Raw genomic sequence first — 13884 nt, 5'->3', positions numbered from 1 at the left:
GACTGTCTGCACACGGCCATTGCCGAAGAGCTATGCGATGAACTGATAACTTTCAACCGGTCAGAATCTCAGCTTATTAAGCATCACACCCGCCTAAAAATCACCATTTTGTAGCCAACTCATCCAACCAGCGCTCTTAACCCCTCCACCACTTCCTTCACCGCCTTCACCGTTGCCGCCACATCTGCTTCGGTCGTAAACCGCCCCAGGCTGAACCGCAGGCACGAAAAGGCTTCGGTTTCGTTCAGGCCCAGCGCCAGCAGCACGTGCGACGGGTCAATGGACGCCGCCGTACAGGCGGAACCGTTGGAAACCGCGATGCCTTCCAGGCCCATAATCATCGCGTCGCTGTCGCAGTGTTCGAAGTAGATGTTGGTGGTGTTATAAAGCCGGTGTTCCCGGTTTCCATTGACGCGAGTGCCGGGAATTTGGAGCAGGGCCGCTTCCAGCCGGTCGCGGAGAGCCGCAATTGACTGCGTCTGTACCGGCATTTCCTGCCCGGCCAACTCGCAGGCTTTGCCGAGGCCGACGATGCCCGGTACATTGAGCGTACCGCTCCGAAAACCGCGCTCGTGGCCTCCGCCGTGGAGCAGAGCGGGCAGCTTGACGCGGTTGGGTCGGCGCTGCCGGACAAACAAAGCGCCGATGCCTTTGGGGCCGTACAGCTTATGTCCGGATAGGGCTAGCAGATCGACTGAAGCCCCGGCCTGCCCCATCGCGTCCACATTGACAGGTAATTTACCTACGGCCTGGGTCGCATCGGTCATGAACAACACCCCGGCTTCGTGGGCCAGTTCGGCAATCTCGTGGATGGGTTGAATGACGCCGGTTTCGTTGTTCACCAGCATCACGCACACCAGAATGGTATCGGGCCGAATAGCCGCTTTAACGACTTCCAAATCCAGCAAGCCGTCCGGCTGAACGGGCAGGTAGGTAACCTCGAATCCCCGGGTTTCCAGATAGCCGCAAACGTCGAGCACGGCCTTATGTTCGGTTTGGACCGTTACAATGTGGCGGCCCCGGCTTTGGTAACTTTCCGCAACGCCTTTGAGGGCGATATTGATGGCTTCGGTAGCCCCCGACGTAAAAATGATTTCGTGCGTTTCGCACCCGAGCAAATCGGCTACCTGCTGACGAGCCGTCTTGACAGCCTCGCTGGCCGATACACCAAAAGGGTGCGTACTGGCGGCGTTGGCGTAGACGTCCGTCAGAAACGGCATCATGGCTTCCAATACGCGGGGGTCGAGGCGGGTGGTGGCGTTGTTGTCGAGGTAAATCATAACCAAAAATACGTGCCAGGAACATCCTGTGCACGCCGCCCCCCAACTTTTTACCGCGTCCGGAAATACCGCCTTACCGACGGCAACAGCAGAATGCCCACCATCGCCAGTCCCCAGATGCTCGTAACGGCCTGGATGGGAGCGTAGAAGCCCGTCAGCAGCAGTTGAAACGCCATCCAGCCCACCAGCAACAGGCTCAGGGCCATCGCCGCGCTCCAGGCCCAGTGCTCGTGCGTGCGGGCTTCCAGCGGCTTCATCCGGGCCCAGATGGGGTCCAGCAGAACAATCCAGGCAATGACCAGCGGCAGGATTCCGAAAGCCAGCAGCAGAAAGATACCGGGTAGAATGAAGTTGGGTACCGGCAGCATCTTGGCAAAACTTTGCGAAAAACCAATTGAAGCGCCCGTGGGGTCGGTCAGGAAATGGTAGGCGCCCATAAAGCCACCCACGGCCAGCAGAATCAGGTAGACCGCCAGCAGGTAGATCGCAAAGGGACGGGCGGCATGACGGTGGTGCGGAAAGGTTTTCATCAATGTCTTCGTTGGAAGTCCTAAAATAGCCTTCCCCAGCCGCCTGAACCCTGATGCAGAAAAAGCGGAAAGCTGATTTTCGTTAGGCCAATCCTTGCCGCCTTCCGCCTAAAATGCTACTTTCCCCGGACAAAAGCCTAAACCCTCTTTTCATGAATCATTTACACGCCGCCGATTATGCGGTGTTCCTGCTTTATTTTGTCCTGGTATCAGGCTACGGATACTGGGTGTACCAACGCCGTAAAACTGCCCAGACGAGTACCAAAGATTTCTTTCTGGCCGAAGGCTCGCTGACCTGGTGGGCCATCGGCGCCTCCCTCATTGCGTCCAATATCTCCGCCGAACACTTTATCGGCATGGCCGGGTCGGGCTTCGCGATGGGCCTCGCGATTTCCTCCTACGAATGGATTGCCGCGGCCACGCTCATCATCGTGGCCGTCTGGTTTATTCCGGTTTACCTCAAAAACGGCATCTATACCATGCCGCAGTTTCTGGCGCAGCGCTACAACGACACCGTCGCGACGATCATGGCCGTGTTCTGGCTGGTCGTTTACGTGCTGGTTAACCTGACCTCAATTCTGTACCTCGGCGCCATTGCCATCGAGTCGCTGACCGGGATTCCGTTTACTACGGGCACCGTCGGCCTGGCGCTGTTTGCCATCGTCATCACGCTCGGCGGCATGAAAGTGATCGGCTATACCGACGTGGTGCAGGTGGTGGTGCTGGTCTGCGGCGGGCTGGTGGTGACGTACCTGGCCCTGCAACTGGTCGCCGACCGGGTCGGAGCCGACGGCATTTTCGGCGGACTGGCGGCCCTGCAAAGCGAGGCGGATTCCCACTTTCACATGTATTTCGAACCTTCCCATCCGCATTACAGCACCTTGCCGGGGCTTTCGCTGGTGACGGGCGGCATGTGGGTCAACAACCTGGCCTATTGGGGCTGCAACCAGTACATCGTCCAGCGGGCCCTCGGGGCGGATCTGAAAACGGCCCGCAGCGGCATCCTGTTTGCCGCCTTCCTGAAACTGCTCATTCCGCTGATCGTGGTCATTCCGGGCATAGCGGCGTACGTCCTGTTTCAAAACGGCACGTTCCGCGAGGCCATGATGACTCCTACGGGCGTCGTGCGGCCCGACAACGCCTATCCGGTCCTGATGAACCTCCTGCCGACGGGCATGAAAGGACTGGCCTTTGCCGCCCTGACGGCCGCCGTCGTGGCTTCGCTGGCGGGCAAGTGCAACAGTATCTCCACCATTTTCACCCTCGACATTTACAAAAAATTCTTCAACCCGGCGGCTTCGGAGCAGAAGCTGGTGCGGGTGGGACGATGGGCGGTCGTCGGGGCCTTCCTCATTGCGATTGTCATTGCGCCCATGCTGCGCTCCTTCGACCAGGTGTACCAGTACATTCAGGAATACACCAACTTCCTGACGCCCGGGGTTTTCTCGATTTTTCTGCTGGGACTTTTCTGGAAACGAACGACTACCCGCGCGGCGATGGCGGTGGCGCTGCTGACAATTCCGTTCTCGACCCTGCTTAAATTCTGGCCGGAACTCATGGGCAGTTTCGGGGTAGAGGCCGGGGAAATTCCGTTCCTGCACCGCACCATGTGGGTGTTCTGTCTGGATGTGCTGCTGATGGTTTTCCTGACGCTGACGGACTCGGCCAGCCGACAAAAACAGAAAGCCCTGGTGGTGGACCGGCAGTTGTTCCGCGTCACGCCATCTTTTGTGGCCGGATCGGCCGTAATTGTGGCCGTGCTTGCCGTTTTATATACCGTCTTTTGGTAGATTTAAGGTATGAAACGCGTGTTGCTGATGATGTTGCTGCTTGGTATGGTCCTGACGTCTGCCGCTCAGACGCTGCCGGTGGAACTGGATTCGCTGATGAGCCGCAGCTTTCCGGCCGATAAACCCGGCGGGGCGCTGTATGTCCAGCTGAACGGGAAGACGGTTTATCAAAAAGGCTTCGGCCTGGCTGACCTGACCAACGGAAAAGCCGTGACGCCCGAAACGACCTTCCGCCTGGCGTCCGTCACCAAGCAGTTTACGGCCATGTGCATTCTGCTGCTGGACAAGCAGAAAAAGCTGTCGGTCGATGATCCTCTGCTCCAGTTCTTTCCGGCGTTCAACCCGGTTCTTGGCAAAAAGATCACCGTCCGGCACCTGCTCACGCATACCTCCGGGCTGGTCGATTACGAAACGCTGCTGGCGCCCGACCGCGTGGTGCCCGTCTCCGATGCCGAGGTACTGGCGCTGGTCGGTCAGCGCGACAGCACTTATTTTGAACCGGGAACGGACTTCCGCTACAGCAATACGGGCTATTGCCTGCTCGAACAGATTGTGGAAAAAACGGCAAAACAGCCGTTTTCGACTTTCCTGAAGCAAAACATCTTCGATCCGCTGGGGATGACGGCCACCCGGCTGTACGAACCGCAGCTCATCATTCCGAACCGGGCGATGGGCTATGCCGAAGACGAATCCGGGGCCATTCAGGCGGCGGACCAGAGCGTAACGAGCGCCACCAAAGGCGATGGCTGCATCTACACCTCGATCAAAGATTACCAGAAGTGGCTGGAAGCCCTCGACCAGAACCGGCTGGTCAATCTGCCGGCGGCCCTGAGCCGGATCAGCCAGCCCCTCGGCGACGGCACCAACGCTTTCTACGGCTGCGGCTGGTTCCAGTACCGGCCCGAGGATGCGGATATGGAGTATTTTCACTCGGGCAGCACCAGCGGATTCAGCACGTTTGTGGTCCGCGTACCGGGGCAGAAACTCGCGATTGTGCTGTTTTCCAATCTGGCCAATAACACGAACCCCTTTGCGGAGGTTCTGGATATTATCACGGCCATTTCGGACAATCCGCCCCGCATCGACGTCTGGGCCATGCACGATCTGACCCGGTGATAGTCACCACATTGATTTTTTAGTATTTTTACGCAAAATCCTGAACGCCTGTTAGCTATGCAAGCCAATAACCCGACGGTTTCCGAGCAAAATCCGCTCGAAAGTCTTGAGCAGTGGGAAGACGACCTGCTCCTCCGCTATCCCGAACCGGAGCATAAAGCCAAAGAAGATTACCGCAACTACGATGACCCGGCCCGGGACACCGTTCGGGAATTTTACCGGCTCAATCACCAGTACCAGACGTATGACTTCGTGCGGCAGAAAGAAGCGGAGTTCCTCAAATTTGACAAGAAGGAAATGACCGTCTGGGGCGTGGCCGAATTCCTCAATACCCTCATCGACGATTCGGACCCGGACACGGACCTCGACCAGCTTCAGCACCTGCTGCAAACCTCGGAAGCCATCCGCGCGGACGGCCATCCCGACTGGTTTGTGCTGACGGGCTTTCTGCACGACATGGGCAAGGTGCTCTGTCTGTTCGGTGAACCCCAGTGGGCCGTCGTGGGCGATACCTTCCCGGTTGGCTGCGCCCATTCGGACAGAATCGTCTACCCCGAGTATTTCGAACTGAATCCCGACTCGAAAGACGAGCGCTTCAACACCCAGTACGGCGTTTACGAACCGAACTGCGGCCTGCGGAACGTACATATGTCGTGGGGCCACGACGAGTATCTGTACCAGATGATGAAGCCGTATATGCCCGAACCAGCGCTGTACATGATGCGTTACCACTCGTTCTACGCCCAGCACCGCGAGAATGCCTACGACTACCTCATGGACGACCACGACCGCGAGATGTTCAAGTGGGTGAAGCGCTTCAACCCGTACGATCTGTACTCGAAAAGCCCGAAGCCGCCCGTCGTGAGCGAACTGAAGCCGTACTACGAGGATCTGATTGCAAAGTATCTGCCGAGCACGATCAAATTGTAAGTTTTCAACCACAGAGTACACAGAGTTACACAAAGATTTTTTGTAGTGAACCTCTGTGTACTCTGTGGTTGAGACCCTTATATCGGACTAAAGTAAAACCCCACGCCTGCCCAGCTCACGTGCTGGCCTTCGTACAGGCTGTACGGCCGGAAGCCGTTGTACCCTTCAATCAGGAACGTCACGTGGCGGCTGGGCGTACCCAGTTCGAGGCCAAAGCCCGCATGCAGGCCGGGTTTAAAGGCGGTCTGCTCCCACACCTTCACATCCGCCCCGGCCACAAAACGGGCTTTTGAGGCTGCATTCCGCAGATTCCGGAAATAAACACCCGCCTGACCGGCCAGCCGCTTCCGCTCGGTCGGCTTCCGAAGCACAACTCCCAGCCCGACATACTTCCGAAAGCCGTTCCGCTGGTGACTGTAGGTCAGGTCCACCTGCTCGTAATTGACCGCATTGGGCAGGTAATAACTGATGCCGTTACGAATGGTGTAATCGTCGCCCAGATGCGAAGACAGGTGATAGACCCGGAAGCGCCAGGCATGTTCCCGCACTTTCAGATTGTACCAGAACCCAACCCGGTAGTCCGTATTGACCAGTTGCCGCCGCTGCCGACGGGTAGTCGGGTCGCTGTAAATTTCAAACTGCGTGAAGGAAGCTACGTCGATGGCAAATTCGCTCGACCAGCCTTCGCGATTCCAGCGCCAGAACGGCTTGCGGAGGCCAAAGGCAAACGGAACCATAGACCCTTCGTAGCGGTCACCGTTGATGGTGTAGGAAGGCAGCAGGCTGACGTAGGTCTGCGCCTCCAGCGGGTCCAGCACAATCGGCTCGAAAAGATGCCCCTGCGGCAGAAACTCGCGGCGCGGCGCGTCCGGCTCGTTCATCATGCCCTGGACCAGACTGAGGATGCTGTCGGCCTCCGCCCGGGCGGCATCCGTATCCTGAGCCGCCACGGTCACCGAAAGAAGGCTTACAAAAAGTAAAAGGACTTGTTTCATCGTAAAAAAATAACACCTCCGAAAGGTGTCCGGAGGTGTTAAGACGCAATTTCCATCAAGCGGTTACTTCTTCTTTCTTCAAAAGAGCGTAATGCTTGTAGAAAAACGGAATGGTTTCAATGCCTTTGTAAAAATTGAACAGCCCGTAGCTTTCGTTGGGCGAGTGCAGGGCGTCGATGTCGAGGCCAAAGCCCATCAGGATTGACTTGATGCCCAGTTCTTTTTCAAACAGCGCCACGATGGGAATGCTGCCGCCGCCGCGGGTCGGAATCGCTTCTTTACCCCAGGCTTCGCGGAAGGCGCGCCGGGCCGCTTCAAACTCCACCGAATCCGTCGGCGTAACGTACGGCTGTCCGCCGTGGTGCGGCCGAACCTGCACCGTCACCGTGTCGGGGGCAATGCTCGTGAAGTGTCTGGCAAACAGGTCCGTAATCTGGTCGGGGTCCTGGCCCGGCACCAGACGCATGGAAATCTTGGCGTGGGCCTTCGAGGGCAGTACCGTTTTGGCCCCTTCGCCCGTGTACCCGCCCCAGATGCCGTTTACGTCGAGCGTCGGACGGATGGAGGTGCGCTCGGGCGTGGTGTAGCCCGCTTCGCCCTTGACGGCTTTCAGGCCGAGGTCGCGCATGTATTCCTGCTCGTCGAACGGCGCTTTGGCGAGTTCGGCGCGCTCGTCGGCACTCAGTTCAATGATGTTGTCGTAAAAGCCCGGAATCGTGATGCGGCCACTTTCGTCGTGCAGCGAGGCAATCATCCGGCACAGCACGTTGACGGGGTTTTCGACGCCGCCGCCGTACACGCCCGAGTGCAGATCGCGGTTCGGGCCGGTCACTTCCACCTCTACGTACGACAGGCCGCGCAGGCCCGTTTCGATGGACGGACAGTCGTTGGCGATGATGCTCGTGTCGGAGATCAGAATGACGTCGGCCGCCAGCTTTTCCCGGTTTTCGGCCACAAACGTGCCGAGATGGTCCGAACCGACTTCCTCTTCGCCTTCGATCATCACTTTGACGTTGCAGGGCAGTCCGTCGGTCGCCAGCATGGCTTCAATGGCCTTGACGTGCATATAAAACTGGCCTTTGTCGTCGCAGGCACCCCGGGCGTAGATGCGCTCGTTGCGGATGGTCGGCTCAAAGGGCGGTGTATTCCAGAGTTCGTACGGGTCGGCGGGCTGCACATCGTAATGGCCGTAGACCAGCACCGTCGGCAGATTCGGGTCGATGATTTTTTCGCCGTAAACGATCGGGTGACCGGCCGTTTCGCAGAGTTCGGCCCGGTCCAGACCGGCGGCCGTCAGTTTCTCCCGGACCGCTTCGGCGCAGCGGCGCACATCCCCGGCAAATTTCGGATCGGCGCTTACGGACGGAATCCGCAGCAGGTCAAGCAGTTCGTTCAGAAAACGCTCTTTATTCGCTTCCAGATAGGTGTTCATAGGCTTTAAAAAAATTCGCCCGTAAGTTAAGCAGATTTGCTCGAACCTACGGGCGTTGACTTTATATCCGGATCTAAACTTATTACTTGTCTTCTTTTTTGGGTTTGATCAGAATGGTTCGGTTTTCCTTGCCGCGCAGAATCCGGCCGATGTTCTTTTTGTGGGTAATGACGACAATCAGAAAGACGACGAAACCGAAGCCGATCAGCAGCGGGCTTTCCTTCTGTCCGAAGACATTCAGCAGCAGCAGCACCGGAAAGGCCAGCGCGGCCAGCATGGAACCGAGGGAAACGTATTGCGAGGAAATCAGCACGACCAGAAAGATACCGATGCAGACGGCCGCCACCTCAGGGTGCGTAGCCAGCACCATCCCCAGCAGCGAGGCAACGCCCTTGCCACCTTTGAATCGTGCAAAAAAGGGAAATACGTGCCCGACCACGGCCACCAGTCCAAACACCAGTTTGAACATCAGCCATTCGGATTCGGGAATAACATCGAGGAAAAGTAAAATTGTGGATAAGATGGTGGCCGTATAGCCTTTCAGAACATCGATCAGCATCACGATGGTGCCGGCCCGCTTGCCTAAAACCCGAAACGTGTTGGTCGCGCCCGCGTTTCCACTGCCGTGCTCGCGGATGTCAATCCCGAAAAACGCTTCTCCGTACCAAACTGCGGTGGGAATAGAACCTAGTAAATACGCCACTACCGTCGTCAGACAAATGATCAATACGTTCATGAAAGAATTACAATACTTCCTAACTAGACTAACAAAGAAACCGGTAAGATTGATTGCACGTAATTGAAACTTATACAGTCAGCGGGTGGTGACAACAAAAATAACCGGAATACTGAAGTCTAATACATCTTCGCGGAAAGGACGTATCGATTCTGACAAATGTGCAATTATTATAAAGAGTTGCAGACCAGAATTTAACGCAAAAGAGCAGAATCGAGCGGGAACTTCCCTGCTCAACGCTGCTCTCCCGCGCTTATCCGTTCCGACGAACCGGTCGGTGCTCCTAAATTCGGCTTAGAAGCCCTCCCGTGTATCCTCCTTGTCTTTCTTCTTCTCTTCTTTCTTCGCCGGAGCCGCGCCTTTAACCACGGTTTTCGGCTGCGGCTTGACCTTCGGGCGGGTTTTGTAGGTGTCCAGGAAGCGGTCGACGAACTGCTGCTTTTCGGCCATGTCGGCCGTCGTGACGGGGATTTTGGTTTTTTCGGTCCGGCTGAACGCGGCGATTTTGTCGTTCAGCTCCGCGTCCGAGGTCACGAGCGCCAGCTGGCCGGGTTTGTAATCCCAGTAGAACCAGTCGTCGGGCGAACCTTCGAGGTAAATCGTAGCTTCGTCGCCGCCGTCGCTCTTGCGGATTTCCACAAAGCCCTCCATCTGGGCGTTGATGTCGGTATTTTCGATGTTCGATACGCCGATTGTGCCCACGCTGTAGAAGGCATTCTGCTTGTCGGCCCAGCGCAGGTTCAGGTTCGACAGCACGAGCGAGGCGATCAGCTTCGGGTCCGCCTGGGTCAGCGACACGTGCTGGTTCTGGGCTTTGGTCTGGTAAGCGTCGGCCACTTTTTTGCCGAACAGGGCCGTCAGCTTGCTATTCAGCCGGAGCAGATCGTCTTCGGCCGCTTCGTCGTTTTTCTCTTCAAGATTCACCTTGACGACCTTCTCGGCCACCGCCGCGTTGATGGGCGTCGGCAGCGGGAAGGCAAAGGCCGCCAGCGTGTTCAGCCGGACCGTGTTGCTGTCGATCTGCGCGCGTCCGGAGCCGGAGGCCAGCACAAAGCTGCCCTGGCCTTCGCCCAGCCGGGCATTCATCAGGCCCAGTTTACCCTGGAACGTCATGACGCCTTTCGGATCGTCAAAAGTAAAAGCGCCTTCGACATCGTCCAGTCCGTCGGGTCCGCGGGTCACGATGCGGTAGACTTTGTCTTTTTCGTCGTAGGCCATAACGCCCATCGCCCGAATCAGGTCTTCGTCCTTGTCGTTTTCCTTCACCGAAAGGAAGGTCGGGTAAACGCCCGTACTGCCGCCGCCCCGGAAATGCAGACCCGCCATCAGCGGCAGGTTGCCGTCGTTTTTGAGGTTCTGGTCCACTTTGACGGTAAACGTCTCGCCGATTTTATCCTTCAGCGGCAACCAGTCACTCACCAGGTTCGGCCGTTTTTTCAGGGCCATTTTGATCGCCCCGTCCAGCTTCAGGTCTTTTTCGGGGGCCAGCATGGTAATGGTTCCGCGGTACTGGATGCGCGGCGCGAGCATCAGGTTATCCCGTTCGTCCACATCGGCGGTGGCCACGGTATAGTACGTCATGGCGGGCTGGGCCCGTCCGGCGCGGCGGTTGTTCCGCGAGGCAACGGCGTTGGCGTTCGGATTGGCAACCTCCTTCAGTTCAAAGCTGCCCATTTTGATGGCCGCCGTATCGCCCTTGCTCGTGGGGAACATGTAGGTGGCGTCGCCCGAGAAGCGCGTCCGCGACAGCACCTGAATGTTGCCGTTTTTCAGTTTATGGAAAAGGCTGACCGTATCCAGTTCCAGCCGGGCGCCCTTAAGCGGCTGCATCTGCCCGTTGCGCTTGATCGATACCAGTCCTTTTTCGGGATAGATGCGGGCATCGGCCGAGGTGATGTACGGCACCCCGCTGATGTTGAGCGTGGCTTTTTCCACTTCGTACAGGGCGGCCCCGGCATTGAACGACAGCCCCTCCTGCTCATCGGCCGTAGCGGTAAACGTCGACGTTTTCACATCGCCTTTCATGGCAATGGTCTTCGCCTTGATGTCCCACTGCGCCTTGTTGATCGAGGTCCGGTAAGCGGCCGAGGGGAATTCCAGGCTCGAACCGAGCGTATCGTCGATGGCCATGGCCGTTTTGTCGGTGGAAATGGACACCAGCGATTTCACCTGATTGAAGTCCACATCCACGCGCGTCCCGAGCAGCATCGGCTTCTGGTTTTCGCCCGCCATCACCCGGAACTGGGCTTTGTCAGCCAGGAAGCCTTCTTTGTTGAACTTGATGTTTTCGGAAGAGGTCTCCGAATCCGGGCGCTTGACCAGGCCACGACCGAAAAGCCCGGTTGAGCGCATCGTCAGGTCGCCTTTCAGATTGGTGGAGCCGCCGTAGAAGCTGAAGTGGTCCGCTTTGGTGGAAATCTTCATGCTGTCGGCACCCGGCAGCCACTTCATCGTGTAGTTGTTCAGGTCCACCTCCGGGAAGTACGCTTTTCCGACCACGCCTTCCTTGATGCGTCCGTCCGTTCCGGTCGCCACGAGCGAATCGGTCATGAACAGGACGCTGGTCGCCGGAATGGAAGCCGCGAGGTGGTTGATAATGACGCCCTCGGCCCGGAGCCCCTTGCGGTCCATGATCAGATCGCCTTTGAACCGCACGTTGCCCTTGCCGCCGTAGAGGGGCAGGCCCGCCGCGGGCGCTTTGTAGACGAAGCCCAGCGAGTTGTCGGGCATGGTCTTCAGCGTAGTTTTGATGGGCGGGAAAATTCCGTCGGAATGGAACGTCCCGTCGAAGGCAATGTCGCCGTTGCCCAGCGTGTCGTTGTCCACGGCCGGGACTTTGAAGTACACTTTCTTGTTGTAAAGCAGATTTCCCCGGTACGGCTGGTTGAAGTAAACCGTCATTCCTTCGGGCATGACGAGCCGCTGGGTGGTTTTCTTGTCCTTCTGTTTCCCGGACTTATTTCCTTTATCGGCCAGAAACACCGTCCCGGGCTTTTCGTACTGAATATCGCCGCCGATTTCCTGATTCTTGCCTTTCGGCGTGAACGTGATGGAGTCGATCTTGCTCAGATTCATCGAGAACTGCTCGTAGTTGAAACCCAGGTCGCGGCCCGTGTAGCGCATGTTGCCGGATTTCAGTTGTCCGTTCAGCACAAACGCCCGGTTTTTCCCGATGCGCAGGGTTTTGTCGGACGGGACGGCAAAAATCTTTAGCGAATCACTGATGGTAAACCGCTCGACGCCCCGGACCAGCAGAAATTTGTCCGTAAGGTTCATCGTGGCGTTGGTCAAGCTGTCGTTGGAAGGATAGCGCGAATCGATGCGGAAGTTGTCGTAGTCCTGCTTTCCGGCGTTCGCCAGTACGTACAGGACGCCTTTCCGGCTCAGCCGCATCATTTCCGTCTTCGGGTCCATGAGAACATAGCCGTCGGTAATCATGCGGCCCATAATGTCGCGCATAACGTCGGGGCTGATGCGGGCCATTTTCGCCAGATCCTCCGCCATGAAGGTCTGCGTTTTGTTTTTCGAAATGTAGCTGGCGGCGACCTGCAACGGGTGGAAACCGTAATCGACGGTCATGCCCGTATACAGTTGTGGCTGGTAATAGTCGAACGATTCGAGCCGCAGGGGCACTTCCTTTTTGGCTCCGATGATGTAGAAATCCACTTTGTTGCGGGCCAGGTCCCAGCGCAGGGCTTCCGGCTGCACATAGAATCTGTGGTAAGTGTCGGCATACGGCGCGTTGGCGTACCGGGTCCGGTCGGCGCGGTACAGCTTCGCTACGCCGGCCGGCCGGTCGTAGTGGAACTGAACGCCCGGATGGTGCAACGAATCGGCGGCGTCGATGTACCCCACAAACTCGGCCAGCGGGCTGGAAATAACCGAATCCGCCGAAAACTCAAAGCGCGGGCTGATGGCCTTGAACGCCGGTTTGCCCGCCTTTTTTACGGTCAGCACAGCAGGCTGCTTGCTTACCGACGAGCTGTAGAACCGGGGACCGGCCAGGGCCACGCCCCCTTTGTAATCGAGGTCTTTGCTGAGATTGGTCAGCACGGCGTCGTTCTGCCACGACATGAACCGGGGAAATTCCGATGCGGCGCCTTTCGCCCGTTTGCGATAAACGTATTCAAAAGTGCCTTTAACCGGCTTCGCCAGCAATTTATAGTTCAGCGTGACATCATCCGCCACCAGACGCGGGCTGCTGCTCAGAAACGAATAGTCGGCCAGCGTGACGGAGGTTTCCGGCTGACCGGCCATCTCCCAGGTAAACGTTCCGCCTTTTCCGACAAACAGACCGTCTTTCAGGCCAAGGGCTCCGTCCGTTTTCTGAATGACCACCGAATCGCCCGCCGTCACCATGACCAGATCGGCGCCTTTTAGCTCCATCACGGGTCCGGCCAGGGCCGGAATGGGCCGCCGGTTGACGACGGCCACCAGCGGCGTTTTGTTGACCGAATCCAGCGGCGTGTCCCAGCCGTCGAAACGACTGGCGTCGGCTTTCGGCGGGGCGGCCCCTTTTTTGCCCGCTGTATCGGTCGGAGCGGCAGCGGCTTCACCGGCCATTTTGAACGTGAAGGAGCCGCCGTTGACCAGCAGTTTATTGTAGTTGTTGGCGTACAGCTGCCGCTTCTCGCCGAACAGCCGGACCGTCTCAAATAGCTTCGATAAATCCTTGGCGGCTAAGTTATCCACAGACTTATCCACAATTGACAGGTAGTTATCCACATCTGCCGGGCTGCTCTGCTGGGTAACCAGCAAATGATAGACCGATTCGTAGAAAGGCGCAAAGTGGGAAGCCACCGGAAAACGCTTCGTATTCATTCGCCGGCTGACGCTGACGATTCGTTCTTTCTGGCCGGTTGAAAGCGAGTTGGCGGTCCAGAGCCCTTCCAGATTTTTCTGAGCCCGCTGGGCTGCCGGGCCACCGCCGTTCATTAGCTTCTGCGTATCCGTGATGAACTGATCGGGGTTTTCCGACAGCTTCACCTGCTGCGCCCAAACGGCCGGAATGGCCAGCCAGCCAAGGAGAATGAATGCGTAAATACGTTTCATCAGTTGCTTGCTTTGCCGCCAAA

At 57.5% G+C, this 13884-nt stretch carries 9 protein-coding genes; 3 read left to right on the top strand and 6 right to left on the bottom strand.

Translation table 11 applies throughout. From position 1 onward, the window contains the following. Window positions 1-119 precede the first annotated feature (119 nt). On the bottom strand, window positions 120-1280 hold the full coding sequence (locus tag ORG26_RS12495; RefSeq protein WP_266362208.1) for a cysteine desulfurase family protein: 1161 nt from the start codon (window positions 1278-1280) through the stop codon (window positions 120-122). 50 nt (window positions 1281-1330) lie between these two features. Continuing rightward, window positions 1331-1810 (bottom strand): hypothetical protein, encoded by a 480-nt coding sequence (locus ORG26_RS12490; RefSeq protein WP_266362206.1) that lies wholly within the window; start codon window positions 1808-1810, stop codon window positions 1331-1333. A gap of 152 nt (window positions 1811-1962) precedes the next feature. On the opposite strand from ORG26_RS12490, the gene ORG26_RS12485 reads away from it, so the two are divergent. From ORG26_RS12485 to ORG26_RS12475, 3 genes are read left to right on the top strand one after another with little or no spacing between them, the layout of a single operon-like run. Next, the gene (locus tag ORG26_RS12485) at window positions 1963-3600 is read left to right on the top strand and encodes a sodium/sugar symporter (protein ID WP_266362204.1); all 1638 of its coding nucleotides are present in this window, start codon (window positions 1963-1965) and stop codon (window positions 3598-3600) included. Between the two features lie 9 nt (window positions 3601-3609). Then, entirely contained in the window at window positions 3610-4716 is a 1107-nt protein-coding gene (locus ORG26_RS12480) for a serine hydrolase domain-containing protein (RefSeq protein ID WP_266362202.1), read from the top strand. A 57-nt stretch (window positions 4717-4773) separates the two neighbouring features. Continuing rightward, window positions 4774-5646, top strand: coding sequence for an inositol oxygenase family protein (locus ORG26_RS12475; RefSeq protein WP_266362200.1), 873 nt, complete (start codon window positions 4774-4776; stop codon window positions 5644-5646). 77 nt (window positions 5647-5723) lie between these two features. Here ORG26_RS12475 and ORG26_RS12470 read toward each other — a convergent pair whose 3' ends face one another. The 4 genes from ORG26_RS12470 to ORG26_RS12455 all read right to left on the bottom strand — a co-directional run bounded on the left by ORG26_RS12470 (window position 5724) and on the right by ORG26_RS12455 (window position 13861). After that, window positions 5724-6641 (bottom strand): DUF1207 domain-containing protein, encoded by a 918-nt coding sequence (locus tag ORG26_RS12470; protein WP_266362198.1) that lies wholly within the window; start codon window positions 6639-6641, stop codon window positions 5724-5726. Window positions 6642-6696: 55 nt separating this feature from the next. Then, the gene (locus ORG26_RS12465) at window positions 6697-8073 is read right to left on the bottom strand and encodes a dipeptidase (protein WP_266362196.1); all 1377 of its coding nucleotides are present in this window, start codon (window positions 8071-8073) and stop codon (window positions 6697-6699) included. Window positions 8074-8155: 82 nt separating this feature from the next. Beyond that, complete coding sequence (gene plsY, locus ORG26_RS12460) at window positions 8156-8809, bottom strand: glycerol-3-phosphate 1-O-acyltransferase PlsY (protein ID WP_266362194.1); 654 nt, start codon at window positions 8807-8809, stop codon at window positions 8156-8158. Between the two features lie 294 nt (window positions 8810-9103). Next, window positions 9104-13861, bottom strand: coding sequence for a hypothetical protein (locus ORG26_RS12455; RefSeq protein ID WP_266362192.1), 4758 nt, complete (start codon window positions 13859-13861; stop codon window positions 9104-9106). Window positions 13862-13884 lie beyond the last annotated feature (23 nt).

Origin of the sequence: Tellurirhabdus rosea (genome assembly GCF_026278345.1) — a bacterium.
Taxonomy (GTDB): domain Bacteria; phylum Bacteroidota; class Bacteroidia; order Cytophagales; family Spirosomataceae; genus Tellurirhabdus; species Tellurirhabdus rosea.
Note: the sequence above shows the minus strand (reverse complement) of the source record. Positions and strands in the feature narration are given on the sequence as shown.

Bases quoted from the DNA above. Each gene is read 5' to 3' on its own strand.
- ORG26_RS12495 (WP_266362208.1), bottom strand. From the start codon at position 1,280: ATGATTTACCTCGACAACAACGCCACCACCCGCCTCGACCCCCGCGTA.
- ORG26_RS12490 (WP_266362206.1), bottom strand. From the start codon at position 1,810: ATGAAAACCTTTCCGCACCACCGTCATGCCGCCCGTCCCTTTGCGATC.
- ORG26_RS12485 (WP_266362204.1), top strand. From the start codon at position 1,963: ATGAATCATTTACACGCCGCCGATTATGCGGTGTTCCTGCTTTATTTT.
- ORG26_RS12480 (WP_266362202.1), top strand. From the start codon at position 3,610: ATGAAACGCGTGTTGCTGATGATGTTGCTGCTTGGTATGGTCCTGACG.
- ORG26_RS12475 (WP_266362200.1), top strand. From the start codon at position 4,774: ATGCAAGCCAATAACCCGACGGTTTCCGAGCAAAATCCGCTCGAAAGT.
- ORG26_RS12470 (WP_266362198.1), bottom strand. From the start codon at position 6,641: ATGAAACAAGTCCTTTTACTTTTTGTAAGCCTTCTTTCGGTGACCGTG.
- ORG26_RS12465 (WP_266362196.1), bottom strand. From the start codon at position 8,073: ATGAACACCTATCTGGAAGCGAATAAAGAGCGTTTTCTGAACGAACTG.
- plsY (WP_266362194.1), bottom strand. From the start codon at position 8,809: ATGAACGTATTGATCATTTGTCTGACGACGGTAGTGGCGTATTTACTA.
- ORG26_RS12455 (WP_266362192.1), bottom strand. From the start codon at position 13,861: ATGAAACGTATTTACGCATTCATTCTCCTTGGCTGGCTGGCCATTCCG.